Genomic DNA, 25,110 nt, shown 5'->3' with positions numbered 1-25,110 from the left:
GTTATTCGATTTTGAACACGGCCTCTTCGATGCCCTCACTTCGGCACTCCGGACACCGCGAGGGGTAGTTCACGGGGTCGTCGAAGGCGTTGAACCCGCAGTGTTTGCACTCCGGCGGCGCGACGAGGAACTGCTCGCCCTCTTCCCCGTGGACCGTCTGGGCGACGTGTTGGAGGTGGCCGTACACCGACGACACCGAGACGCCGACGCTCGCCGAGAGTTCGGAGGCTGTCGCGGGGCCGTCGCGGAGGGCGTCGGCGATGCGCTGGCGGGTCGTCGTGTCGGACTCCCGTGCTGTCATATCGCTGGGTTGGGAGTCGAAGGGAAAATCCCTTGCGCCGCCGCCCGCCCAGAAATGTCAGCAATATAGAGAGGATGCAAAAAGGCCTTGTCCACGTGGCGGGATTTGGGGATATGAAGGCTGTCGTCCTTGCCGGTGGGTACGCGACGCGTCTGTGGCCGATTACCAAACACCGACCCAAGATGTTCTTGCCGGTCGGTGACCAGACGGTCATCGACACCATCTTCGAAGACCTGGAGGCCGACGACCGGGTCTCCGAGGTGTTCGTGAGCACGAACGAGCGCTTCGCCGACGCGTTCGAGGAGTACATCGACGAGTCGCCGTTCGAAAAACCGACGCTGTCGGTCGAAGACACGAGCGAAGAAGACGAGAAGTTCGGCGTCGTCGGCGCGCTCGCCCAACTCATCGACCGCGAGGAGGTCGACGAGGACCTCGTCGTCATCGCCGGCGACAACCTCATCAGCTTCGACGTGGCCGACTTCGTGGACTTCTTCTACGAGAAGAACGCGCCGTGTCTCGCCGCCTACGACGTGGGCGACAAAGAGCTCGCGAAGGCCTACGGCCTCGTCGAACTCGACGGCGACCGCGTCATCAACTTCCAGGAGAAGCCCGAAGACCCCAAGAGCACGCTCGTCTCCATCGCCTGCTACGCCATCCCGGCGGGCGACCTCCCCAAGTTCGACGAGTATCTCTCCGGCGACAACAACCCCGACGAGCCCGGCTGGTTCATGCAGTGGCTCCAGCAGAACGGCGACCTGTTCGCCTACACGTTCGACGAGGCGTGGTTCGACATCGGGACGCCCCAGAGCTACCTCGACGCCGTGGCGTGGTACCTCGGCGGCGAGAACTACATCCACGAGTCGGCGACGCTCACGAACACGGAGGTCGGCACCAACGTCCACGTCATGGCCGACGCGGTGGTCGAAGACTCCGTCCTCGAAGAGTCCGTGGTGTTCCCCGGCGCAGTTATCCGCAACGCGGAACTCAAAAGCTCCATCGTCGACGAGGAGACCCACATCGAGAGCCTCGACCTCTCGAACGCCCTCATCGGGGCGCACTCGCGGCTGACGAACGGGCAGTAACGCCGACCCGCGGTCCGAGTCCGAACCGCGGACGCGAGTTCTTATTTCTCAGCCGAGGTACGCGTCGGTGATGCGGAGCCTGCCGTGGGTCCCCTCCCACTCCGTCTCGTACTCCAGTTCGATGGGGCGGTCCATGTGCGGGCCGTCGGTGACGAGCGTCTCGAACTCGCCGCCCTCGCCGAGGATGTGGACGCCGTACCGCTCGTTGAGCGCCTCCAGTTCGTCGAGCGCGTCGGCGTCGAGCGTCCGGCCGAGCCACGATTCGTCGAGGCCGTGAGCCGCGACCTGGATGATGGTGATTTCGAAGCCCGCCGCGAGCATGGCGTCGCCGAGTTCGCGGGGGTCTTCCTGCCACAGCGGGGCGAACAGGTCGATTCCGAGGCGGTCGCACATCGCCTGAATCCGGTCGGTCTGGAACTCGCTTTCGATGGCTCCGGCGGTGACGCCCGCGAGGTCGATGTCGGACTGGAGGTCCGACAGCGCCGCTTCGAGGGGTTCGAGTTCGGCGTCGCCCTGCGCGCCGGAGTCGGCGGCGTCGGTGGCTTCGAGGTCGCCGGGGTGGACCTCCACGAGTTCGATACCGGTGCTCTCGGCGGCGAGCGCGGCAAGGTCCGTTGCCGGCACGTGGTACATATACGAGTCGTCGCTGGGGTGGACGGTCAGGAGGCGGGTGACGTTCAACCCCTCTTCGAGCGCGCGGTAGAGCGCCCACGAGGAGTCCTTTCCGCCGGAGAAGAGGCTGACCCACTCGGCTGTCATGGAGGCGATAGCGTGTTGGAGGAGTTAGGCGCTACGGTGTTCGCGCGGCGGCCCCGCGTCTGCGTGACTCGCGTGAGGCTACATATACCCCAAATCGCGGAGCCGACCCATCAGGTCCTCTTTGTCCTGCGCGCGGCCCTCGCGTTCCGCGCTCGCGCCGAGGTCTTGCGCCCACGCGGGGCGGTCGTCGGACTTCCCCGAGCCGGACTCGGTGCCGAGCGAGCGGTAGCCCTCGAAGTACTTCGGCGAGACGGGGAGGTCGGCGGGTTCGACGCCGTCGGGAAGGTCGTCGATGGACGCGGGGACGTGGCCCGCGGGGTAGCCCTCGACCGAGTCGGGGACGATGTACTCCCAGAACGCCGCCCACACGTCGGCCTCCTCGAACTGGAGGATGGAGTGGACGCGGTCGTGCGGCGGGTACTTCTCGGAGTCGTGGCGGGGGCTGAAGAACGTCTCGTCGGCGCGAGACTCCTGTTCGTCCCAGCGGACGCCCGAGAAGACGCCGTCGAAACCGCGGTCTTCGAGGGTGTCGTTGAGCGCGACGGTCTTCAGCAGGTGGTTGCCCTCGAAGCTGTCGGCGTCGAGGACGATGGTCTCGCCCTCGTAGCCGAGGCGGGCGAGTTCGCGTCGGGTGTCGTCGCCGAGGTTCGAGACGGGAATCTCGTCGCCGGGTGACGCGCCGAGACGTGCGATGTCCTCGTTGCGGGCGACGACGAGGTCGAGGTCCCAGCGGTCGGCCCACTCGCGGACGAACGCCTCGGTCTCGTCGAAGTGCTCGAAGTGGTCGATGAAGACGACCGGGGGCACGGGGACACCCATGTCGGCGGCGACCTCGCGGACGACGTAGAGGACGACCGTGGAGTCCTTCCCGCCGGTCCACATGACCGCCGGGCGCTCGTACTGTTCGAGGGCGGTCGCGGTCACCGCCGCCGCCTTTTCGAGTTTGTCCGCCAGCGTCGGGTAGTCCGCGGCGGTCTGCTCGCGGCCGTCGTCGTAGTCGACGTGGAGGTAGTCGGGGAACGTGTGAGACACACAACACAACTCGCTCGCAGAGCATATCGCTGTTTCCGCTGTGAGACGGTCGCAGCCGCTCTCGAAGCGGGGCCGCGAAAAAGTGACCGCGTGGCGACGTTCGCGTTAGATATCGACCGTCGTCACATGTAGCCGAGGTCGCGCAGGCGCTCCATCAGGTCCTCTTTGTCCTGGGCGCGGCCCGCGCGCTCGGTCGTGTTCTCCATGTCCTGTAGCCACGCCGGTTCCTCGGCGGACTTGTCGGTCGAAACCTCGCTTCCGAGGCTCCGGAAGCCGGCGAAGTACTTCGGCGAGACGGGCACGTCCTCCTGCGTGACGCCCTCGGGGAGGTCGGTGTCGCTCGTCGGGACGTAGCCGTCTTCGGGGTAGTTCTCGACGGTGTCCGGGACCGCGAAGTACCAGAAGGCGTCCCAGACGGCGCTCTCCTCGAACTGGAGGATGGGTTGAATGCGGTCGTGCGGGGGGTAGATGTCGGGGTCGTGACGGGGGCTGAAGAACGTCTCGTCGGCGCGGGCCTCCTGTTCGTCCCAGCGGACGCCGGAGATGACGCCGTCGATGTCGTACTCCTCGAGCGTGTCGTTGAGCGCGACGGTCTTCAGCAGGTGGTTGCCGACGTAGGTGTCGAGCAGGAAGGGGAACGTGTCCTCCTCGTACTCGAGGATGTTGCGGATGTGGTGCTGGTTGTGCTCGGAGAGTTCGGAAACCGGGATGTCGTCGCCGGGTTCGAGGCCGTTCTCGTCGACGTACGCGCCGACGTCCTCGTTACGCGCCCAGATGACGTCGAGGTCCCACTCGTCGGCCCAGTGCTCGACGAAGTCCATGATCTCGTCGAAGTGCTGGTAGTGGTCGATGAAGACCGCCGGCGGGACGTCGAGGTCGTAGCGCTCCGCGACTTCCTTGATGAAGTAGAGCGTGAGCGTCGAGTCCTTGCCACCGGTCCACATCACGGCGGGGTTCTCGTACTGTTCGAGCCCCTGCTTCGTGACCTCGATGGCCTTCTCGATTTTGTCCTCGATACTCGGGTAGTCCTCCGGCGTTTCTCCCTCGCCGTCGGTGTAGTCGACGTCGAGGTAGTCCGGGAAGGCTTCGGCTTCCGACATGGTGTGTAATTACATCTAATTAGGCGGTGTAAATGCTTTTTGCCCGAGAAGTCGCGTGCGTCGTGATACCACCGAACACGATTTGGGCCGCTGGCTCACGTGGTTCGGCGGTGACGAGATGGGGAGATACGACGCAGTTAGGAGATGAACTTGTTGTCGCGCCAGTTGATTCCGCTGTCCGACGAGCCGTTCTGCTGTGGGTTCTCGACGACTTCGACGGAGGCGGCACGCACCTCGCCCTCGACGATGCGCGTCGCCTGCAGTTCGTCGCTCTCCTCGGTGATGGCGGTCAGCGTCCCCTTCTCCGAGAGCATCGCAATCTCGCGGAGGACGAGGAACATCGGGTACTGGAGCGCCGTGTTCTGGAGCACGGTTTCGAGGTCGCCTTTGAAGCAGGCGAACTCGACGAGTTCGGAGGGAATCTCTTCTTCTTCTTCATCTCCCCAGCTGGGCGCTCCCGCTCGGGGGGGCTCTTCTTCGTAGACGCGGTTTTCCGTCACGCTCGCTTTCAACTGGGCCGTCGGCGTGTACTTGCTGAGGTTGTCGTCGGCGGAGACGGCTTTGATGATGAGGGTGTTGTTTCGGCGGGTGATGTCTACGTTCTCGACCTCAGGCGGCAGTTCTGGGTCGTTTTCGAAGTAGTCCATCACGTCTTCGAGTGGCAGTTCCAACGTCGAATGGAGTCGATATACGCGGCCTGACATTGTTGGCTTCGGTATCGACGAGAGCCACGGTGCGGGCGCACCCGGATGGCGATACCTGTGTGGATGTACGAGTTCGAGGCTTATATGGCCTCCCCTTCTCGTTAGCCGAAAGATAGGAAGTCGCCGTCCGGCCGCGGTCGGGCGGTCTGTCGGGGCGCTCCCGGCGGTCAGTTCGCGCCGGTCAGCGTCGCTTCGAGTTCGCCGCGCTCGTCGAGTTCTTCGAGGATGTCACTGCCGCCGACGAACTCGCCGTCGACGAACGTCTGTGGGATGGTCTCCCAGTCGCTTTTCTCCTTGAGCGCCTCGCGGTAGTGCGGGAGCGCGGGGAGTACGTCCACGGTCTCGAACTCGTCGACGTACTGGGAGATGAGGTCGACCGCCTTCGCGGAGTAGCCGCACTGCGGCATCAGGCGGTTGCCCTTCATGAACAGGACGACGCGGTTGTCCGAGACGGCTTCGTCGACGCGGGTCTGCACTTCTTCGGGGTCCAAACTCTCCGGTTGGAACGTCATGCACCCAGCTAGCGGCCGGGCGGACAAAGGAGTTGCGTCGCGGTCAATCCGGAACCGCCGGGCCGTCCGACCGAGACGGCGGCTTACTGCTCGCCGACGCGGACGACGTTGATAAGCGAGTGGACGGGGACGCCGTCTATCTCTTCGACGCCCTGCTTGTCGACGATGACCACGCACGCGAGCGGCTCGCCGCCCTCGGAGCGGATGGCGTCGATGGTCTCGCGGAGCGTCGTACCGCTCGTCACCGTGTCGTCGACGATGAAGCAGTCGCGGCCCTCGACGGGCGAGAAGTTCCGGGAGAAGCCGCCGCCGAGGTCTTCGAGGTCGCCTTCGTCCCACTGGTGTTTCGCGGGCGAGTACGCGCCGAGCGTCGTTTCGAGTTCGCGCGAGACCGAGGTCGCAAGCGGAACCCCCGCCTTCTCGATGCCGACGGTCACGTCGGCCTCGCCGTTCGTCTCCATGAGCAGGTCGGCGAGCGCGCGCCCGACGTAGGTGAGGCGCTTGCCGCCGCTCCCGATGGCGTTCCAGTCGACGTGGATGTCGTCGGGGCCGTCGGGTTCCGCACGGGGCTCGGGTTCGGTCGCCGCGCCGCTTCGTTCGACAAGCCAGCTGGCCGTCTCGCGGGAGACGTTCAACTCGTCGGCAATCTCGCCTTTCGAGAGGCCGCGGTCCGCGAGCTCAGCCGCGCTGGCGATGAGGTCGTCGACGTTCTTCATACAGTACCGAATTCGATGGCGGTTTTTATAGTGGTGTCGTCGTCTTCGAATGCTGCTTCGAACTCCGAAAGCGGGTGGACGCCGGTGACCAACTCGCGGAGGAACCACCGCGGGAGCTTTGTGAACGTCACGGTCGCGGCCTCGAAGTGCCTGACGTGGGAGTTGACGCTTCCGACGAGCGCCTTGTTGTGGAGCACCATCTCGCGGTGGAACGCCCCGGCGTCGACCTCGAACTTCCAGTCGCTCGGGACGCCGAGGAGCGCGGCGACGCCGTTGGGCGCGAGCGCCTGCACCGACTGGATAGCGTGTTTGGGGAAGCCGGTCGCCTCGTAGATGAAGTCCATGCCCTCGTGCGCGTTCGGAACCTCCTCGACCGGCGTCTCGCGGGAGTCGACGTACGTCGCGCCGAGTCTCTCGATGATGTCGATAGTCGGGTCGGGGCGGTCGCGCCGACCGAGGCAGTAGAGGTTCTCGTAGCCCTTGTCGTCGGCTCTCAGCATGGCGAGCGTCAGGAGCCCGAGGCTCCCGTTGCCGAGGACGAGCGCCGACGAGGGGTTCCAGTCGAACGCGGACCGACTCGCGTAGGCGTGCTCGCGCGCCTTCTCGGTGATTGAGATGGGTTCGATGAGGAAGCCGAGGTCGGCCTGCGAGCGCGGGATGCGGACGAGGTAGTCGGACGGGCTCGTGAAGTACTCGGACATGAAGCCGTGCGCGCCGACGATACCGCGTTCGGCGTACATCCCGTCGGGAGCCATGTCGGGCTGATTCTTCTCGAAGTACTCGTTGGTCCCCGACGCCGGCGGGCGGCGGACCGTCGGCACGACGACGTCGCCTTCCTCCAGTTCGGTGCCGTTCGGGTCGACGACGACGCCGACCGCCTCGTGGCCGAGTACGAGGTGGTCTTCGCCCTCGGGGAACCCGCCGTGGCCGCCGGCGATGACCTCGTGGTCCGTCCCGTCCACGCCGACCCGAAGCGTCCGGACGAGCGCCTCACCGGCGTCGGGTTCCGGTCGCGGCTTCTCGATGACGACCGGCTTGTCTGCCCCGCGCTCGACGGCGATTGCTTTCATACACCCACCAACGCACCACCCCACCAAAAGACTTATTCTATGATGAGTAAATAATTTAGCCACGGTGAGCGCCCAGCGTCGTCACACCAGCCCATGACGCACCGCATCGCGCGGACCAGCCTGTCCAGCCCACCCGTGCCGGCGCTCTCCGAACCCGTGCCTGAACCGCGCCGAGGCCGATATCCCGTGCCCATCGGCCTCTGAGGCGGATTCGGGTTTCTCCTGACGTTCGCTCCGCTCAGCGGCGCGTTCGGCAGACCGGGGAAAAACGGGCGCGTCGCTTCGCCGGGCGGCTACCTTCCGACCCGCCGACCCGACTCCTCAGTTGTCGATGTCGTCGACGAGTTCGTCCGCGAGACCGACGTACGTCGCGGGCGTGAGCGCGAGCAGTTCCTCGCGGGTCTCCTCGTCCACGTCGAGGTCCGCAAACAGGTCGTGGAAGTCGTCGAGGGTCACCTCGCGGCCGCGGGTGAGTTCCTTCACCCGCTCGTAGGCCTGCGTGTCGCCCTCGCGGCGGAGAATCGTCTGGACGGCCTCGCCGATGATGGCCGGCGTGTCGTCGAGTTCGTCGCGCATGACCCGCTCGTTCGGGACGACCTTCCCGAGGCCGGTCTGGGTCTTCTTGTAGCCGATGAGGCAGTGGGCGAACGCCGCGCCGACGTTGCGCTTGACCGTGGAGTCAGAGAGGTCGCGCTGGAGGCGCGAGGTCGTCACGTAGTCGGCGAGGAACGTCAGGTCGGCGTTGGCCTTCGAGAGGTTGCCCTCGGAGTTCTCGAAGTCGATGGGGTTGACCTTGTGCGGCATCGTCGACGAGCCGGTCTCGCCCTCGACGGCCTCCTGTCCGAGATAGCGGTCGGAGACGTACAGCCACGCGTCGCGGTCGAGGTCGACGAGGACGTTGTTGACGCCGCGGACGGCGTCGAACAGCGCCGCGAGGTCGTCGCAGGGGTTGACCTGCGTGGCGAGCGCGGTGTGGTCGAGGCCGAGCGACCCGACGAACTCGCGGGAGAACGCCCGCCAGTCCACGTCGGGGTAGGCGGCGACGTGGGCCGCGTAGACGCCCGACGCGCCCGCGAGCTTGCCGGCGAGGTCGTCGGTCGCGGCCTCGACGCGGGCGAGCGTCCGGCCGAGGCGGGCGGCGTAGACGGCCATCTCCTTGCCGAACGTCGTCGGCGTCGCGGGCTGGCCGTGGGTCCGCGCGAGCATGGGCACGTCGCGGAACTCCCGCGCGAGCGAGACGAGTTCGTCGCGGGTGTCGCGGAGTTCGGGCACGAGGACTTCCTCGACCGCGCCCTTCACCATGAGGCGCTGGGCGAGGTTGTTCACGTCCTCGGAGGTGAGGCCGAAGTGAATCCACGGGTGGACCGACTCGTCGGTCTCGGTGCGGATGAAGTACTCGACGGCCTTCACGTCGTGGTTCGTCGCCGAGAAGCCTTCCGCGCCCTCGACTTCGAGCCGCTTCACGAGGTCGGCGTCGTCGGCGTCGAACTCCTCGTAGAGCGCCCGGAGGTCGGCGCGCTCGACCTCGGAGAACGAAAGCGGCGTCGCGTCGAGGTCGGCGAGCGCGAGGAGGTACTCCACTTCGACTTCCACGCGGGCGCGCATGAGCGCGGCCTCGCTCACGTGCGGCGCGAGGGGTGCGGTTCGAGAGGCGTATCGCCCGTCGAGCGGGGACACCGCGTACAGCGGGTCGTGCCGGTCGGCGTCGGTCATGTCTGAGCCGTCACGATGGGGGAGGTTAAACGCCGGGGGTTCGTCGCCGCCGCGAGACTGACAGTTACGCACGACTGTGCGTACTCAACGGCACTCTGTGGCCGTGGTTGGTTCGACATATACACAATCGAGTACATCTCGGCGTCGAGGACCGCAACCACTTTGAGGGCCGCGGGTCGCCATTCTCACATGGTCACCATCGCCGGTCTCGCGAGCAACCGCGGACGAAACCTGCGCAACGTCGCCGACCGCGCCCCCGGCGGGGCGGAACTCGGCGTCGTCGTCTCGAACCGCGCCGACGCGCCCGTCGTCGACTGGGCGGACGAACGCGGCATCCCCAGCGAAGTCGTCGAACGCGGCGACGACGAGTCCCGCGAGTCCCACGAGGAGCGCGTCCTCGACGCCCTCGCGGACTACGACTTCGACATCGTCTGTCTCGACGGCTACATGCGCGTGCTCACCTCGACGTTCCTCGACGCCGCGCCGACGACGCTCAACGTCCACCCGTCGCTCCTCCCCGCGTTCCCCGGCATGGACGCCCACGAGCAGGTCCTCGACGCCGGCGTCAAGACCACCGGCTGTACGGTCCACGTCGTCAACGAGGAGGTCGACGCCGGCCCCATCGTGACACAGGAGGCCGTCCCGGTGTACACCGACGACGACGCGGACGACCTCAAATCGCGCGTCCTCTACGACGCCGAGTTCAAGGCCTACCCGCGCGCCGTCCGCTGGTTCGCCGAGGGCCGCGTGACGGTCGAAGACGATTCCGTCACCGTCGAGGGCGACGTGGACGCCGGCCTCCCCGAGCGCCGCGTCACCTCGGAGGACCGCTACGACGAACTCCGGTACGGCGAGAACCCCCATCAGGACGCCGCCGTCTACGTGGACGAGACGTGCGACGAGGCGTCGGTCGTCGGCGCGCCCCAGCTCAACGAGGGCGCGAAGGGGCTTTCGTACAACAACTACAACGATGCCGACGGCGCGCTGAACATCATCAAGGAGTTCGACGAGCCGGCCGCGGCGGTCATCAAGCACACGAACCCCGCCGGGTGTGCCACCGCCGACACGCTCGCTGAAGCCTACGCCGACGCCCTCGCCACCGACCCGATGAGCGCCTTCGGCGGCATCGTCGCGCTCAACCGCGAGTGCGACGCCGAGACGGCCGAACTCATCATCGACTCGTTCAAGGAAGTCGTCGTCGCGCCCGGCTACACCGACGACGCGCTCGACGTGCTGACCGAGAAAAAGAACCTCCGCGTCCTCGACGTGGGCGAACTCGGCGACCGGACCGAGACCTACACCGAGAAGGCGCTCGTCGGCGGCCGACTCGTTCAGGAGCGCGACCTCTGGACGCCGACGCTCGACGACCTCGAAGTCGTCACCGAGACCGAACCCACGGACGAGCAGTTGGAGACGATGCTGTTCGCGTGGAAGGTCCTGAAGCACGTGAAGTCCAACGGGATTCTCTTCGCCAAGGGCACCGAGACGGTCGGCGTCGGCATGGGGCAGGTCTCCCGCGTCGATGCGGTCGAACTCGCGGCGATGAAGGCCGAGGAACACGCCGAGGGCAAGGACGCGCAGGGTGCCGTCATGGCCTCCGACGCGTTCTTCCCGTTCCCGGACGGCGTGGAGAAGGCGGCCGACGCGGGCATCGAGGCGGTCATCCAGCCCGGCGGGTCGGTGAACGACGAGGATGTCATCGAGGCCTGCGACGAGCGCGGGATTGCGATGGTCTTCACCGGCCAGCGGTGTTTCCGTCACGATTAGTGACGGGAACTCGTGGCCGCGCGTAGCGCGGACACGGTGCTTTAGACACGACTGAGCGAAGCGAGGGAGGGTCTAAAGTTCGGTGCGCGAGCAACGCGAGTGCACCGGTGCTTCCGTCACGACTGAACAGCGTGAAGGAGTGACGGAAGTCAGTGAGACGAACGCAGTGAGTCTCACGCGATTTCCGTCACGACCGAGCGGAGCGAGGGAACGTCTGTCTCCTGTTCTCAGAACCTCGCTTTCTTCACGGCCCGTCCGTTCCCACGACCTAACACCGACGGTGTGGCTTCAAGTGTCGGCGAGGCGAACACAGGAGTATGTACGAAGACATCCTAGTGCCCACCGACGGGAGCGAGGGGACGATGCAGGCCATCGAGCACGCGCTCGAACTCGCCGGGGCGGAGTCGACGATTCACGTGCTGTCGGTCGTCGACCAGCGGGTGTACCTCGCCGCCGGCGGCGACCAACAGGACGCCGTCATCCAGTCGCTCCGCGACGACGCGGTCGACGCGGTCGAGCGGTGCGCCGCGAAGTGCGAGGGGAAGACCGCGGCGACGACGGCGGTTCGAGACGGCGTCCCGCACAAGGTCATCCTCGACTACGCCGACGAACACGACGTCGACGTGGTCGTGATGGGGACCCACGGGCGGACCGGCCGCGACAAGCTCACCTCGCTCGGGAGCGTCACCGAGCGCGTCATCGAGAACGCCAAGCGCCCGGTGCTGGTCGTCCATATCGACTGAACCGGGTGCGTTAGGGGCGCTCCAGTGACGGACTGCGGCGCTCGCGGAGCGTCGCCGACAACTCCCGTCGCCGCGGTTGGTCTGCCCAGCGACCGGCGTCGTGTCGCAGGAGTGACGTGGAGCGTTAGGCCTAAGCCCACCGTCCGGTTTCTCACGCGTATGGAGTACCACGAGGCGGTGAACTTCCTTTTCGACCTCCGGCGGTTTCAGGTCAAGCCGGGGACCGAGTCGATTCGGCGGTTGCTCTCTCACCTCGGCAACCCCCACGAAGACGTGTCGTTCGTGCAGGTCGCGGGGTCGAACGGCAAAGGAAGCACCGCCCGGATGGTCGACGCGATACTGCGCGAGTCGGGCGCGCACGTCGGCCTGTACACCTCGCCGCACTTCGACGACGTGCGGGAGCGAATCCGCGTCGACGGCCGGAAGATTCCGAAGTCCGCGCTGTCGGCGTTCGTGGCCGAAGCCAAGCCGTACCTCGTCGAGCGGGCCGCCGACGGCGAGCCGCTGACCTTCTTCGAGACCGTCACCGCCCTCGCGCTGTGGTACTTCGACCGCGCGGGCGTCGACGTGGCGGTCCTCGAAGTCGGGATGGGCGGCGAACTCGACGCGACGAGCGCCGTCGACCCGGTCGCGAGCGCCGTCACCAACGTCTCGCTCGAACACACCGCCGTCCTCGGCGACACTGTCGCGGAAATCGCCAAGACGAAAGCCGCCGTCGCGCCCGCCGACGCGCCGCTCGTGACCGGGGCGACCGGCGAGGCGCTGTCGGTCATCCGCGAGGAGGCCGGCGACGTGCTGACCGTCGGCGACGCCGACGCAGACGCCGACGTTCGCGCCTCCTACGGCGGCCGCGTCAACCACCAGGAGGCCGCCGTCACCGTCGAGACCGACGCCGAGACGCTCGACGTTCGAATCCCGCTTTTGGGCGCGTATCAGGCGCGAAACGCCGGTATCGCCGTCTCGCTCGCCCGACAGGTCCGCCCCGAAATCGGCGCGGAGGCGATTCACCGCGGCCTCCGAAACGCCCACTGGCCGGGTCGGTTCGAGGTCATGGGCACGGAGCCGACGGTCGTCCTCGACGGCGCGCACAACCCCGACGCCTGCGCGCAGGTCGCCACCGTCCTCGACGAGTTCGACTACGACGACCTCCACCTCGTCTACGGCGCGATGCACGACAAGGACCACGGCGAGATGGTCGGGGCGCTCCCGGAGGTCGCGTCGGTCGTCACCTGCAAGGCGGATATCTCGCGGGGCGAGGCCCCCCGAGATACTGTCGTCCGTCTTCGAGCGACTCGACGGCCCCGACGTCGAGACCGGCGGCGCGGTCGCCTCGGCGCTCGACCGGGCGCGCGCCCGCGCCGACCCCGACGACTGCGTGCTCGTCGTCGGGTCGCTGTACGTCGTCGCCGAGGCCCGCACGACGTGGACGCGGGCGGTCGTCCCGAAGGCCCACCGGACCCTCGACGACGCCCGCCGGACGCTCGAACGCGCGAACGTCGCGGACGCCGCCGACCGAAGCGAGCGCGCGAAGCGGGCGGTCAACCGAACGGTCCACACCCGCGTCCAGCGCCGGCAGGCCCGGATACTCCGCGAGGAACTGCTGTCGGTCGGCGGCGACTGCGCCGTCTCGGGCCACGAGTTCGGCGGCGAACTCGTCGACGTGGTCCTGACGGGGACGCTCGACCAGTTCGAGCGCCTGACGGCGGGCCTCGAAGCCCGGCCGTACGCGCTCGCGGGCGTCGCCGAGGAGATTCGCGAGACGCTCGACATCGGGGCGGCCGACGCCGGCGAAGACGACGAGGGCGGCGACGCTGGCGACGCGAGCGACGCCGGCCGCGACGAAGCCGGCGACTACCCGTGGGGCGACGGCACGGCCGTCATGGGCATCCTGAACGTGACGCCGAACAGCTTCCACGACGGCGGGGAGTTCTACGACATCGACGACGCCGTCGAGCAGGCGCGGGCGATGGTCGACGCCGGCGTGGACATCATCGACGTGGGCGGCGAGAGCACCCGCCCCGGCGCGGCCGAGGTGCCCGTCGCCGAGGAGATTCGCCGCGTCGCGCCCGTCATCGAGGCCATCGCCGACCTCGACGTGCTCGTGTCGGTAGACACCCGGAAGGCCGCGGTCGGCGAGGCCGCCCTCGACGCCGGCGCGGACATCCTCAACGACGTGACCGGCCTCGAAGACCCCGGGATGCGCTTTCTCGCGGCCGAGCGCGACGCGCCGGTCATCGTGATGCACAGCATCGACGCGCCGGTCGACCCGTCCCGCGAGGTCGACTACGACGACGTGGTCGAGGACGTCATCGACGAGCTGACCGAGCTGGTGTTGCTCGCCGAGAAGGCGGGCATTCCGCGGCGGAACCTCATCGTCGACCCCGGTCTCGGCTTCGGGAAGTCGAAGGCCGAGAACTTCGAACTCCTCGGGCGCACCGACGAGTTCGCCGCGCTCGGCTGTCCGATTCTCGTCGGCCACTCCCACAAGTCGATGTTCTCGCTCGTCGGCGAGGAGCCGGGCGACAACCTCGCGGCGACCGTCGCGGGCACGGCCATCGCCGCCGACCGCGGGGCCGACATCGTCCGCGTCCACGACGTGCCGGAGAACGTCGCCGCCGTGAACGTCGCGCTCGCCTCGCGGGACCCCACCCGGTTCGAAGCCGACGGCGAGCGCGAAGACTGAGACCTGACGCCCGGCGACCGACGACGACTTTTTGTCAGACCACCGATTCGACTCGCGTATGTCCCTCCTCCCGTACTGGCTCCCGACGACGTTCCCGCACGTGCTGGTCGTTGCGGTTCCCCTCCTTTTGATTCTCCTCCTCGTCGGCGGCCTCGCCGCGAAGACAGTCGTCTCGCGGGTGCTCGAACCACGGCGGGACCTCGAACGCCGAGTGGCTGAACTGGAAGCGCAACTCGACGAGCGGTCCGACGAGTGAGTTCCCCCGGGACGTTCTGACCCGGGGACGGAGCCGATGTTTTTCTGCGCCGAGTGCCTACTCCCTCCTCGTGTGCACACTCATCCTCGCGTGGCAGGTGTTCGAGGACGCGCCGGTCGTCGTCGCCGCCAACCGCGACGAACTCCTCGGCAGGCCCGCCGAACCGCCCCGACGGTGGGACGACGGCGACGGTCCCGGAATCGTCGCTCCGCGGGACGCCGAGGCTGGCGGCACGTGGGTCGGCTACAACGACGCGGGCGTCTTCGTCGGCATCACCAACCGCTGGGTCGAGGTCGCGGGCGGCGGCGAGCGCTCCCGAGGTCACCTCGTCCGCGACGCGCTCCGCCACGAGACCGCCGAGGACGCCGCCCGGTTCGTCGAGCACGCGGTCGAGGACGACACCTACGACGGCTTCAACCTCGTCGTCGCCGACGAGAACGCCGCGCTGTTCTTCGAGTGGGACGGCGGCCTGTCGGTTCGGAACTTCGACCCCGGCGTCCGCGTCGTCGTCAACGTCGGGACGCCCGACTCGTGGTTCGTCCCCGAGCGACGCCCCGAGGTGGGCGAGACGCAGGCCGACAACGCCCGGCGGCTAGAGGAGGCGCTTCAGCCCGAGCCGAGCGAGTCGGCGGGCGCGTGGCGCGAGCGGGCGAAGGCCGCGCTCGGCGACCACGACTTCGGCGTCTGCGTCCACGACCCGGAGGGTCGGTTCGGCACGCGCTCGTCGTCGGTCATCACGCTCGGCGAGGCGGAATTCGCGTACGAATTCGCCGACGGCCCGCCGTGTCAGACCGCCTTCGAACCGGTCGAACGTCAGGATTAAACCGCTCGCACGACGTGTACGTGGTATGAGCGCGAGCGAAGCCGAGCAAGACCTTTCTTCCGACGAGCGCGCGGGACTGGAACTCATCCGCGAGTCGGGCGGCATCCACCAGAGCGACTTCTGGAAAGAACTCGACATCTCCTCCCGGAAGGGGAGCCGCATCGCCGAGGTGCTGGAGTCGCTCGGTCTCATCAAGCGGACCGAGACGGTCTACAACGGCCACACCACCTACTACCTCGAACCCGCCGCGCGCGACCTCGATTTCGCGATGCTGATGGCGGGCGACATGCTCTCGCCGCTCATCGGCGAAGAGGAGATTAACGCCAACAGCAACGCCTTCTCGCAGTGGCTCATGAACCTCGCCTACGAGGAGTACTGAGCCGCCCGCGGTCTCTCTACGCGACCCGATAGCCGACCGTTTCCCGATTCTGTTTCGGTCTTTCGTCTTCCGTTCCCGCCTCGTCGTTCCGGCCGCGAGCGACGCGGTCGCTCCGTTCGTCGCGTCCGAGACGCCGGCGCGGTCGCTCGCGGGGCGGTCGCTCGCCGGACGGGGGTCGGAGAAGAACGCGCGGGAACCGAGAACCGAGAACCGCGGGACGCGGCTTACTCTTCGGTCTGTTCGTCGTCCTCGGTCGCCAACAGGTCGTTGGCTTCGAGGTAGCTCTCGATTTCGTCGTTAGACAGTTCGACGAAGCGCTCGGACTCCGCGGAGACGGTCGCCACGTCGACGCCGTCGGGGGCGGTGCCCTCGTCGCTGGTCGAGGCGATGGCTTCGAGCGCGAGTTCGATGCCCTCGTCGAGGGTCAGGTCGTCGCGGAAGTTCTCTTCGAGGTGCTCTTGGTGGTCGCCGCGGTCGGCCCCGATGGAGACGGCCTTCCACTCGTAGGGGGTCCCCGAGGGGTCCGTCTCGTAGAGGCGGGGCGTGCCGTTTTCGACGCCGCCGATGAGGAGTGCGACGCCGAACGGGCGCGCGCCGCCGACCTGCGTGTACTGCTGGATGTGGTCGGTGACTTCCTTGGTCAGCGTCTCGATGCCGATGGGTTCGCCGTAGCGGAGGCGGTTGACCTGCGACTGGCGGCGGGCGAAGTCGATGAGCTGGCGGGCGTCGGCGACGTGGCCGGCGCTCGCGATGCCGATGTGGTCGTCCGCCTTGTGAATCTTCTCGACGCTCGTCGGTTCCATCAGTGGCGAGCGAGAGCGCTTGTCCGCCGCGAGGACGACGCCCTCGGGCGTTCGCACGCCGATGCTCGCGGTGCCGCGCTTGACGGCCTCGCGAGCGTATTCGACCTGATAGAGTCGACCATCCGGCGAGAAGATCGTAATCCCGCGGTCGTACGCCTGTTGTTGCGCTTGTCCCTGCATGGAATATCACTCGAAATCGAGTTGCGTCGCGCCCGTGAACCCGTCCGAACCGCGAACGTCGAAGAGGGAGTCGCGGACGACGGCGGTTCGGGAGTCGTTCTCGAACACGACGGTTCTCTCCTCGGAAATTCCGGCCCGGCCGTGTAAATACCTTTCCGAACAGGCACGCACTGTCCCCGAGACGCCTCGCACTCTCACCCCGACTGGGTCGCCGCCGACGGCGTCGATGCAGGCGAGCGCGGCCCGGGCGTCTTCGACGTGGCCGCGTCGAGCGCGGACGACGGTCTCGGCGACGCCGTCGGCGTAGTCGAACCCGAGGACGGTCAGGTCGGCGTCGGCGCTCCCGGCGTCGCCGTAGAGGTTCTGGGCGGCGTACCAGAGTTCGCGCTGGAACGGCCCGCGCGCGAGGTCGGCGTCGGGCCACGTCTCGATTTCGACGGCGAGGTAGCGCCGCCGCGGCCGGAGGTGTTTGGGCAGGTGTTTCATCGGCTCAGCTCACTCGTCGGCGTTCGGCGCTCGCTCGGCGACGAGGACGCCCACCTGCTCGTGGACGGACTCGACGGCCGTGAGGACGAACCCGGCGTCCGTGAGCGCGTCGGCGAGGAAGCCGACGGTCGCGGGGTCGTCCACCTCGGGCGAGTAGAACGGCTCGTCGGGGTCGGGCGTCCCGAAGAACATCACGTCGCCGAGGACGAACCGCCGCGGTTCGAGGTCGGCGATGACGTCGATGGCCTCGCGCTTTTCCTCGTCCGAGAGGTGGTGCATGGCGAAGTTCGTGACCACGATATCGACCTGCTCGTCGTCGTCCACGTTCGGTTCGCGGAACCGGCCCTCGCCGAACTCGACGTTCTCGATGCCGACCTCGGCGGCCTTGGTGCGGGCCTGTTCGAGCATTCCCTCGCTGATGTCGCGGCCGATGACGCGCTTCGCGTCGGGGGCGAGCGCGAGGGCGATAGCGCCCGTGCCGGTGCCGAGGTCGAGCACCACGTCCTCGGGGGAGGGGTCGGCGTAGTGGACGACGAGCGAGACGCACGCGCGGTACTCGTCGCTGTCTTGGGAGTCGTCGTACTCCGCGGCGATGTGGGAAAAGCGGGCGGCGTGTTCCTCAATCGTCTTCTTCATATCGTCCCCGTTTGACGCCGGGGGCTATGAACGACTCGGACGTGCGCTCGCGGTTGCGCGCCGCGAGGCGGCCCCACTCGCGGAGGCCGTCGAGCACCTGCTCGCGGTCGAAGCCGATAACCTCGCCCACCGCGGCCAACTCGCGGGGGGTCCGCAGTTGGAGGTGTGACGACGGGGTCGCGGAGACGACGTAGGGGGCGTCGTAGTACTCGACGAGTTCGCGGAGTTTCCGGAGCGCCGAGATGGCCTGCACGCGGGTTCCCCCGTCGCTTCGGAGCACCGGGCCGAAGTCGAACTCGACGCGGACGCCGTTGTCGCGGGCGGCCTTGGCGAGGACGTGGTTGAAGTTGCCCTCACCCGCCATCGGCCGGGAGAGCACGTCTATTCGCGGCTGTTCGACGGCGAATCGGTTGAGCGCGTTCGTCCCCCCGCGGAGGACGAGCAGTTCGCGCTGTGGCCGGTAGTTGCCGACCGCGCCGCTGGCGCGTTCCGGGTTGGACGCGTCGATTTCGACGGCGTCGACGAGGTCCACGTCGCACGCCTCGCGGAGGCGGTCGTAGTCGGGGCGGGCGTCGAGCGCGCGGACGACGACGCCGTCGTAGTCGTACCGCCCGGCGGCGACGGCGACGCGACTGACCGTGCTCTCGCCGTCGGGGTGTGCGTAGACCGCCTCGTACATACGCCGACACAAGAGCGGGTGGGAAAAGGGCGTTGCGTTCCGGGGCGGCGCGGCGGTCGGCGCGAGCGAACGGGTGAGTAGGCGAGCGAACGGTCGAACGGGCGAGCGCGGGGCCGTGCGCTCAGACGCCGCGGGCGGCGACGAGCGACGCGACGAGGAGCGCGGCGACACCGACGCCCACGCCGAAGCCGGGGATTTCGATCCCAGACGGCGAATCGCTCGTCGTCGCGGGCGGCGAGGCCGTCGTTTCGGCCGTCGCGTCGGCGTCTCCGAGGTCGGGCGTGAGCGTCGAGTTCTCGGGCATGTCGTACGTCACGAGCGTGGCGTTCTCCTCGTAGATGGTCTGTTGGTCGCGGCGAACCGAGACCTTGACCGGCCCGCCGCGGAGTCGCGCCAGTTCCGAGAGGTCGAACGTCACGTCGAAGCTTCCGTTTTCGCCGACGCGGACGGCCTTCGAGACGAGGAACGGGTGGGTGTCGCCGACGGACTGCACGCGGACGCCGATGAGCGTCCCGGTCGCGTACGGGGTCGTTCCGTGGACGTGCTCGCCGTCGACCGCGTCGAGCGTGAGTTCGTCGCCCGGGTGGTCGATGACGGTGCCGCTGTCGGCCGCGGCGACGCCGGACAGCGACAGCGCGACCACGACGAGGAGAGCGACGCTGAGGTGGGGAGGGCGCATCGTCCGAAACGTATCGTTCGGACAACAAGTACGTTGTGATTAGCCGACACTTAGGCGATGATTGCGGCGACCGCGGCTTCGAGCGCGGCGGCCGCGGTCCGCACGTCGTCGGTGCGCACGTACTCTCTGTCGGCGTGCGCGACCGCGCCCTCGTCGTCGGCGAGCTGGCCGGGTCCGAAGACGACGACGGGCGCGGGAGAGAAGTAGGAGGCCTCGGTCGCGGCGGTGAAGGGGCGGACCTCCGCCCGGCCGCCGGCGTCTCGGGAGGCCGCCGCGAGCGTCGTCACGAGCTCGTGGTCGGGGTCGGTCGCGAACGCTTCGAGGAACGGCGTCGGGCGCTCCGTGAGCGCGAAATCGACGCCCACGTCGTCGGACACGCCGTCCGACACCGCGGCTCGGAGCGTCGACTGGAGTTCTTCGCGGAAGCCGTCGGCCGTCTCCGGGGGAACGCTCCGGCGGTCGACCACGAGTCGGCAGTCGGCGGGCACCTGATTCGAGTTCGCGCCGCCGTCGACCATCGTGGGCGTCAGCGTCGCCGGCCCGAGGTCGGGGTGGACCTCGCGGTCGTCGTCGAACGACCGGATGGCGTCGAGCACCGGCGCGAGCGCGTCCACGGCGTTGGCTCCCGACTGCGGTTCGGCCGCGTGCGCGGCGACGCCCGACAGCGACACCGTCCCCTCGAACCGGCCCTTCGCGGCCGTACAGACGTCGAGGCCGGTCGGCTCGCCGACGATGTACATGTCGCCGTCGAGGTCGAGTTCGGCCGCGCCGGTCGAGAGAAGTTCCTCGTCGGGCGTAATCGCCAGTGTGACTCGGCTGTCGGGGCCGGGGTCGGCGGCGAAAAAGGCCGATAGCAGGGCCGCGAGCGGCCCTTTCGCGTCGCAGGAGCCGCGGCCGCGGATGACACCCTCGTCGCGCTCGTACGGGACGTGCGGCGAGACGGTGTCGATGTGCGTGTTGAGGACGAGGTGCGTCGCCGGCTCCGCCGCTCCCTTCGAGGCGACGGTGTTGCCGGCGTCGTCCACGGTCGGCGAGACGCCTTCGGCTTCGAGCGTCTCGACAAGCAGGTCGCGCATCTCGCCCACGTCGTCGTTCGACGCGACGGGGACGGCGCGTTCGAGGAACGCGACGGGGTCGAACCCGTCGGCGTCGCCGCTCATCGCTCGCGGAAGACGATGTCGGCTTCGCCGTCGCCCTCGTAGACGGCCGGGCCGCCGAGGAGCGCCGACCCCTCGTCGGGGACGGTCACGGAGAGCGCGCCGCCCGGCGGGGTGACGGTCACGGGGCCGTCGCCGGAGACGCGCCCGAGTCGCTTCGCGGCCGCGACGACGGCGACAGCGCCGGTGCCGCAGGACTGCGTCTCGCCTTCGACGCCGCGCTCGAAGGTGCGCTGGCGGAAGCCGCCCTCGCCGTCGGGGGAGGCGAGCGTGACGTTCGCGCCGTCCGGGAACACCGGCGCGTGACGGACCGCCGGCGCGACCGATTCGAGGTCAACGTCGTCCACGTCGTCGACGAAGGCGACGGCGTGGGGGACGCCCGTGTTGACGGCCGTGACGGTCAGGCCCTCGACCTCGGTCTCGACGAGTTCGTCGTCGGCCGCGAGCGGCACGTCCCGCGGTGCGAACGAGGGGACGCCCATCTCGACGGTCACGTCGGTGCCGTCGAGGCTCGCGCGGCGGGTGCCGGCGGGCGTGTCTATCATGACTTCGTCCGTGCCGGTTCGCTCGGCGGCCCACGCGGCCGCGACGCGAGCGCCGTTGCCGCACATGGCGGCGACGGAGCCGTCGGGCTGGACGAGCGTCATGACGACTCGCGGCGGGTCGTAGCGCGATTCGAGCGCGAGGAACAGGACGCCGTCCGCGCCGCGTCGCTCGCTCTCGCTCAGGGTGATTCCGGCCTCGCGGTCGCAGTGGGTGCGCGCGAAGGCGGGTCGGTCCGGGACCGGGTCGTCGGCGTCGACGACGAAGAAGTCGTTTCCAGTGCCGTGGAACTTTTCGAAGGGAACGGTGTTGAGTACGCTCATGATTCTGTGTGGGTGCTTGGTCAGTTGGGGATGTGCTCGGGTGCGGTTCGTTCGAGTGCGGTGACGTCGTCGAGGGTCTCGCGCCGGCGGGCCAGTCGGGGACCGTCGGCGTCGAGGACGACTTCCGGGGGGCGCGGTCGAGAGTTGTAGGTGCTTGCCATCTCGTAGCCGTACGCCCCCGCGTTGCCGAGCGCGAGACAGTCGCCGCGCTCGGGGTCGGGGAGGTCGCGGCCGTCGGCGAACACGTCGCTCGTCTCGCAGACGGGGCCCGCGACGATGGTCGAAACCGGGTCGGCGTCGGGCCGAGAGAGATTCGAAATCGCGTGGTACGCGTCGTACATCGCCGGTCGGAGCAGGGTCGTCATGCCGGCGTCGATTCCGACGACGGTCGTCTCGGGAGTCTCTTTCACCGTGTTGACTTCCGAGAGGAGGACGCCCGCGTCGGCGACGACGTAGCGGCCGGGTTCGATTGCGAGTTGTGCGTCGACGTCGCCGAGCGCCTCGCGGGTCGCGTCGGCGACGGCGGCGAGGTCGAGCGGCGGTTCGTCCTCGCGGTAGGGGACGCCGAAGCCGCCGCCGACGTCCACGAATTCGAGGTCGCCGACCTCGCGGGCGAGGTCGCCCATCCGGCGGACCAACTCGCGGTGCGCCGAGAGGTCGTCGCCGGAGATGCCGCTTCCGGCGTGGGCGTGGACGCCGACGAGGTCGAACTCCTTGCGCGCGTCGGCGGCGAGGTCGGGGACGCGGTCGATGGGGATGCCGAACTTCGCGTGCCCGCCGGTCGTGACCTTCTCGTGGTGGCCCGCGCCGACGCCGGGGTTCGCCCGGAGGCAGAGCCGCCCGTCGAAGCCGCGCTCGCGCAGGCGGTCGATGGTGTCCGCCGCGCCGACCGTGACGGTCATCTCGGGGTTCGACTCCCAGCGCGAGACGACGTGGTCGAGGTCGGCGTCCGGCGGGTTGACCGCCGTGTAGCGGACGCGCTCGCCGGGGAAGCCCGCGTCGAGGGCGCGTTCGACCTCGCCCGCGGAGGCGCACTCGGCGTCGACGCCGGCCTCGCGGACGGTTTCGAGCACCGCTCGCCCGGCGTGGGCCTTGACGGCGTAGCTGACGTGCGCTTCGGGGAACGCCTCGCGGAGTCGGAGACAGTTCTCGCGGACGCGACGGAGGTCGGTCACGTACAGCGGCGAGCCGAACTCGTCGGCGAGCGAAAGCAGACGCTCGCGGTCCCAGTCCGAAAGCCGCCGGACGGCCGGCCCGCCGCCGCTCATTCGCGCAGTGCCTCCTCCCGACGGGTCGCGTCGAGGGTGTCGTCCTCGATGTCGAGGGCGACGACCGCGGGCTTGTACGCGCCGCCGGCGAACAGGTCGTGGTCGCCGAGCGACGACTCCACGAAGCGCGTGAAGGCGCGGCGGTTCGCGGGCAGGTGGCCGTAGTAAATCTCCTCGTCCACGAGGTCGTAGACGGGGATTCGGGGCGTCAGAAGCGTGTTCTCGCCGACGATGGAGTTCTCGCCGACGACGAAGCCGGAGGTGACCCGACAGCCCGCGCCGAGCGCCGCGCCGTCCTCGACGACGACCGGGGCGTCCTCGACGGGTTCGAGCACGCCGCCGATGAGCGTGTTCGCGCCGAGCTTGACGTTCGCGCCGATTTGGGCGCAGGAGCCGACGGTGTCACAGGAGTCCACGAGCGTGCCGTCGCCGACGTACGCGCCGACGTTCACGAACGAGGGGCTCATCATGATGCAGTCGGAGCCGAGGTACGCGCCGCGGCGAATGGCGGTGCCGTCGGGTGTGTTGCGCGTGCCGCGGTCGCCGAGGTCCTCGGTGTCGCGCAGGGGGAGCACGTCGTGGTAGCGGACGTCGCCGTACTCGCGGGCGAGCGTCTCGCGCAGGCCGAAGTTGAGCAGGATGCCCCGCTTGACCCACTCGTTGGCCTCCCACGAGGTCACGTCGGAGCCGGTCTTCTCGGCGGCGCGCACCTCGCCCGCTTCGAGGGCGTCGAGGAACGCGTCGAGCGTGTCGAGCTCGTCGACGGTCGCCGATGCGGCGTCTACGTCGCCGTCGTCGTATCGTTGCCACAGGTCTCGTACGTCGGATTCCAGATTCATTTGAGTACCTCGGTGAAGTCGTACCACCCGGCGTCGCGGCCCGAGAGCCACGCCGCGGCGTCGAGTGCGCCGGCGGCGAAGACCCCTCGCGACCCCGCGCGGTGCGTGAGTGAAAGAGACTCGTGATTTCCAGCCAGTAATACTTCGTGCTCACCGGCAATATCCCCCGCCCGGCGAGCGTGGACGCCCACCTCGCCTTCGGACCGGGGCGCTTCGCCTTCGCGACCGTGGACGCGCTCGGACTCGCCGCGCACGTCGTCGATGTCGTCCAAGAGGGTCAGCGCCGTCCCGCTCGGGGCGTCGCGCTTGGCGTTGTGGTGCGTCTCGGTGAGTTCGATGTCGTAGCCGTCGAGGGCGGGGACCGCCTCGCTGACGGCCCGGCGGAGCGCCGCGATGCCCCGCGAGAAGTTCGACGCGTACAGCACCGGGACCTCCGATGCGGCCTCGCGGAGCGCGTCGAAGCCGCCCTCGCTCAGGCCGGTCGTGCCGGTGACGAAGGCGACGCCCGCCTCGCCGCAGGCCGACGCGTACTCGATGCAGGACGCCGGCCCGGTGAAGTCCACGACGACATCTGGCTGGTTCGAGGCGAGCAGGTCGGCGAAGTCGGCCGCGTCCTCGACGGCGACTCCCTCGACCTCGTCGCCGGGCGAGCGACTGACCGCGAAGGCGACCGAGAGGTCGTCGCGGTCGGCGGCCGCGGCGAGGACTTCCCCGCCCATGCGGCCGGTCGCGCCGGTGACGCCGACGGAGACCGTCACTCGTCTGCACCCCCGTCCGGAATCGCCTGCTCCGCTTCGAGGTCAGACAGCAGGCGACGCAGTTCCTCGGTGTTTTCCTCCGTGAGTCGGGTGAGCGGCGGGCGCAGGCGCGCCGGGCCGTAGCCACGAATCTCCATGGCTTCCTTGACCGGGATGGGGTTCGTCTCGGAGAACAGGTGGCGGTTCAGCGGGGCGAGGTCGTGGTGGATGTCGCGGGCGCGCTCGTAGTCGCCTTGGAGCGCCGAGTGGACCATCGCGCCGACGCGCGCGGGTTCGACGTTCGCCGTGACCGAGATGGCCCCGACGCCGCCGACCGAGAGAATCGGGAGCGTGAGCGCGTCGTCGCCCGACAGCACGGCGAACTCCTCGTCGCGGGTCCGCTCGACGACCTCAGAAATCTGGCCGAGGTCGCCGCTCGCGGCCTTGTACGCGGTGATGTTCGGATGCTCGGCGAGCGTCGCGGCCGTCTCGGGCAGGATGTTGCTCCCGGTGCGGCCGGGGACGTTGTAGACGATTTGCGGCAGGTCGATTTCGTCGGCGATGGTCCGGTAGTGGTCGACGAGGCCGGCCTGCTCGGGCTTGTTGTAGTACGGCGAGATGAGGAGCAACGCGTCGGCCCCGGCGTCGGCGGAGCGCCGGGAGAGTTCGAGCGCCTCGCGGGTCGAGTTCGAGCCGGAGCCGGCGATGACGGGCACGTCCTCGACGGCCTCGACGGCCGCCTCGACGACCTCGACGTGTTCGTCGTGGGAGAGTGTCGCGGACTCGCCGGTCGAGCCGACGGGCACGATGCCGTCGACGCCGGCCTCTTCGAGGCGTCGCACGTCGGCCTGGAACTGTTCGAAGTCGATACTGCCGTCCTCGTGGAACGGCGTGGTCATCGCGGGATAGACGCCGCGGAAGTCGAGTGATGTCATGTGTCGTTGGTGGGTGTGGTAACGGTCGTGGGAGCGTCGATATCGGTCGTGTGACCGGAACGTGCGTCAGCCGAAGGCCGCCCGAGACGGGGTCGCTACTCCCGCAACGAGCGATTCAGTACGCACGTTTTTTCGAAAAGAAAGCGGCACGCGACGCTGTCGAAGGTGTGGTGACCTGCGAGGGCCGCGTCGCGTCGTTCACACC

26 protein-coding genes and 1 pseudogene are annotated in these 25,110 nt (G+C 68.5%); 7 read left to right on the top strand and 20 right to left on the bottom strand.

The genetic code is table 11. The annotated features are described in order from the left end of the window. Position 1: 1 nt before the first annotated feature. Positions 2-301, bottom strand: a complete 300-nt coding sequence (locus tag C438_RS16995; RefSeq protein WP_004970942.1) for a transcriptional regulator — start codon at positions 299-301, stop codon at positions 2-4. Positions 302-414: 113 nt separating this feature from the next. Between C438_RS16995 and C438_RS16990 the strand changes: the two genes are divergently transcribed. Beyond that, positions 415-1,383, top strand: coding sequence for a sugar phosphate nucleotidyltransferase (locus tag C438_RS16990; RefSeq protein ID WP_004970941.1), 969 nt, complete (start codon positions 415-417; stop codon positions 1,381-1,383). Between the two features lie 48 nt (positions 1,384-1,431). Here C438_RS16990 and C438_RS16985 read toward each other — a convergent pair whose 3' ends face one another. The 8 genes from C438_RS16985 to purB form a co-directional block, all read right to left on the bottom strand. Next, a complete protein-coding gene (locus tag C438_RS16985) occupies positions 1,432-2,142 on the bottom strand; it encodes a diphthine--ammonia ligase (protein ID WP_004970939.1) in 711 nt (236 codons plus the stop codon). Between the two features lie 78 nt (positions 2,143-2,220). Continuing rightward, positions 2,221-3,174: a phosphoadenosine phosphosulfate reductase family protein gene (locus tag C438_RS16980; protein ID WP_004970938.1), complete on the bottom strand. Its 954-nt coding sequence runs from the start codon at positions 3,172-3,174 to the stop codon at positions 2,221-2,223. A 122-nt stretch (positions 3,175-3,296) separates the two neighbouring features. Beyond that, positions 3,297-4,274 carry a phosphoadenosine phosphosulfate reductase family protein gene (locus C438_RS16975; RefSeq protein WP_004970937.1) on the bottom strand — a complete coding sequence of 326 codons (978 nt, stop codon included), beginning with the start codon at positions 4,272-4,274 and terminating at the stop codon, positions 3,297-3,299. A 137-nt stretch (positions 4,275-4,411) separates the two neighbouring features. Further along, positions 4,412-4,978, bottom strand: a complete 567-nt coding sequence (locus C438_RS16970; RefSeq protein ID WP_049918192.1) for a DUF7110 family protein — start codon at positions 4,976-4,978, stop codon at positions 4,412-4,414. A gap of 167 nt (positions 4,979-5,145) precedes the next feature. Then, positions 5,146-5,490: a glutaredoxin family protein gene (locus C438_RS16965; protein WP_004970935.1), complete on the bottom strand. Its 345-nt coding sequence runs from the start codon at positions 5,488-5,490 to the stop codon at positions 5,146-5,148. Between the two features lie 83 nt (positions 5,491-5,573). Beyond that, a complete protein-coding gene (gene gfcR / locus C438_RS16960) occupies positions 5,574-6,206 on the bottom strand; it encodes a transcriptional regulator GfcR (RefSeq protein ID WP_004970934.1) in 633 nt (210 codons plus the stop codon). Continuing rightward, positions 6,203-7,276 (bottom strand): glucose 1-dehydrogenase, encoded by a 1,074-nt coding sequence (locus C438_RS16955; protein ID WP_004970933.1) that lies wholly within the window; start codon positions 7,274-7,276, stop codon positions 6,203-6,205. Before C438_RS16955 ends, gfcR begins: the two co-directional genes overlap by 4 nt. A 321-nt stretch (positions 7,277-7,597) precedes the next feature. Further along, the gene (purB, locus tag C438_RS16950; protein WP_004970932.1) at positions 7,598-8,989 is read right to left on the bottom strand and encodes an adenylosuccinate lyase; all 1,392 of its coding nucleotides are present in this window, start codon (positions 8,987-8,989) and stop codon (positions 7,598-7,600) included. Between the two features lie 189 nt (positions 8,990-9,178). On the opposite strand from purB, the gene purH reads away from it, so the two are divergent. The 6 genes and pseudogenes from purH (at position 9,179) to C438_RS16920 (ending at position 15,640) form a co-directional block, all read left to right on the top strand. Then, positions 9,179-10,756, top strand: coding sequence for a bifunctional phosphoribosylaminoimidazolecarboxamide formyltransferase/IMP cyclohydrolase (gene purH, locus C438_RS16945; protein ID WP_004970931.1), 1,578 nt, complete (start codon positions 9,179-9,181; stop codon positions 10,754-10,756). Between the two features lie 317 nt (positions 10,757-11,073). Beyond that, a complete protein-coding gene (locus C438_RS16940) occupies positions 11,074-11,499 on the top strand; it encodes a universal stress protein (RefSeq protein WP_004970930.1) in 426 nt (141 codons plus the stop codon). Between the two features lie 159 nt (positions 11,500-11,658). Further along, positions 11,659-14,182: pseudogene (gene folP, locus C438_RS16935) on the top strand (dihydropteroate synthase). Positions 14,183-14,240: 58 nt separating this feature from the next. Beyond that, entirely contained in the window at positions 14,241-14,438 is a 198-nt protein-coding gene (locus C438_RS16930; protein ID WP_004970929.1) for a hypothetical protein, read from the top strand. 70 nt (positions 14,439-14,508) lie between these two features. Beyond that, complete coding sequence (locus C438_RS16925; protein WP_004970928.1) at positions 14,509-15,261, top strand: NRDE family protein; 753 nt, start codon at positions 14,509-14,511, stop codon at positions 15,259-15,261. Between the two features lie 25 nt (positions 15,262-15,286). After that, complete coding sequence (locus C438_RS16920) at positions 15,287-15,640, top strand: helix-turn-helix transcriptional regulator (RefSeq protein ID WP_004970927.1); 354 nt, start codon at positions 15,287-15,289, stop codon at positions 15,638-15,640. A 224-nt stretch (positions 15,641-15,864) separates the two neighbouring features. Here the strand turns inward: C438_RS16920 and psmA are convergent, their stop codons facing one another. The 11 genes from psmA to dapA form a co-directional block, all read right to left on the bottom strand. Next, positions 15,865-16,623, bottom strand: a complete 759-nt coding sequence (gene psmA, locus C438_RS16915; protein ID WP_004970926.1) for an archaeal proteasome endopeptidase complex subunit alpha — start codon at positions 16,621-16,623, stop codon at positions 15,865-15,867. 6 nt (positions 16,624-16,629) lie between these two features. After that, positions 16,630-17,109 (bottom strand): Rpp14/Pop5 family protein, encoded by a 480-nt coding sequence (locus C438_RS16910; RefSeq protein ID WP_004970925.1) that lies wholly within the window; start codon positions 17,107-17,109, stop codon positions 16,630-16,632. A gap of 9 nt (positions 17,110-17,118) precedes the next feature. Continuing rightward, on the bottom strand, positions 17,119-17,745 hold the full coding sequence (locus tag C438_RS16905) for a class I SAM-dependent methyltransferase (RefSeq protein WP_004970924.1): 627 nt from the start codon (positions 17,743-17,745) through the stop codon (positions 17,119-17,121). Further along, positions 17,729-18,424, bottom strand: a complete 696-nt coding sequence (locus tag C438_RS16900; RefSeq protein WP_004970923.1) for an RNase P subunit p30 family protein — start codon at positions 18,422-18,424, stop codon at positions 17,729-17,731. The genes C438_RS16905 and C438_RS16900 overlap by 17 nt, the downstream gene beginning before the upstream one ends. A 121-nt stretch (positions 18,425-18,545) precedes the next feature. Further along, positions 18,546-19,103 (bottom strand): BGTF surface domain-containing protein, encoded by a 558-nt coding sequence (locus tag C438_RS16895; protein WP_004970922.1) that lies wholly within the window; start codon positions 19,101-19,103, stop codon positions 18,546-18,548. Positions 19,104-19,153: 50 nt separating this feature from the next. After that, the gene (locus tag C438_RS16890; RefSeq protein ID WP_004970921.1) at positions 19,154-20,263 is read right to left on the bottom strand and encodes a M20 family metallopeptidase; all 1,110 of its coding nucleotides are present in this window, start codon (positions 20,261-20,263) and stop codon (positions 19,154-19,156) included. Continuing rightward, entirely contained in the window at positions 20,260-21,126 is an 867-nt protein-coding gene (gene dapF / locus C438_RS16885) for a diaminopimelate epimerase (protein ID WP_004970920.1), read from the bottom strand. The genes C438_RS16890 and dapF overlap by 4 nt, the downstream gene beginning before the upstream one ends. Positions 21,127-21,146: 20 nt before the next feature. Further along, complete coding sequence (gene lysA / locus C438_RS16880; protein WP_004970919.1) at positions 21,147-22,394, bottom strand: diaminopimelate decarboxylase; 1,248 nt, start codon at positions 22,392-22,394, stop codon at positions 21,147-21,149. Next, positions 22,391-23,233, bottom strand: coding sequence for a 2,3,4,5-tetrahydropyridine-2,6-dicarboxylate N-succinyltransferase (locus C438_RS16875; protein WP_004970918.1), 843 nt, complete (start codon positions 23,231-23,233; stop codon positions 22,391-22,393). Before C438_RS16875 ends, lysA begins: the two co-directional genes overlap by 4 nt. Then, the gene (dapB, locus tag C438_RS16870; protein ID WP_004970917.1) at positions 23,230-23,991 is read right to left on the bottom strand and encodes a 4-hydroxy-tetrahydrodipicolinate reductase; all 762 of its coding nucleotides are present in this window, start codon (positions 23,989-23,991) and stop codon (positions 23,230-23,232) included. Before dapB ends, C438_RS16875 begins: the two co-directional genes overlap by 4 nt. Then, a complete protein-coding gene (gene dapA / locus C438_RS16865) occupies positions 23,988-24,905 on the bottom strand; it encodes a 4-hydroxy-tetrahydrodipicolinate synthase (protein ID WP_004970916.1) in 918 nt (305 codons plus the stop codon). Before dapA ends, dapB begins: the two co-directional genes overlap by 4 nt. Positions 24,906-25,110: the final 205 nt, after the last annotated feature.

The sequence above is a fragment of the Haloferax denitrificans ATCC 35960 genome (assembly GCF_000337795.1).
In the GTDB taxonomy this organism is placed as follows: domain Archaea; phylum Halobacteriota; class Halobacteria; order Halobacteriales; family Haloferacaceae; genus Haloferax; species Haloferax denitrificans.
The sequence above is the reverse complement of the archived record's forward strand: the minus strand, read 5'-3'. Positions and strand labels throughout refer to the sequence as shown.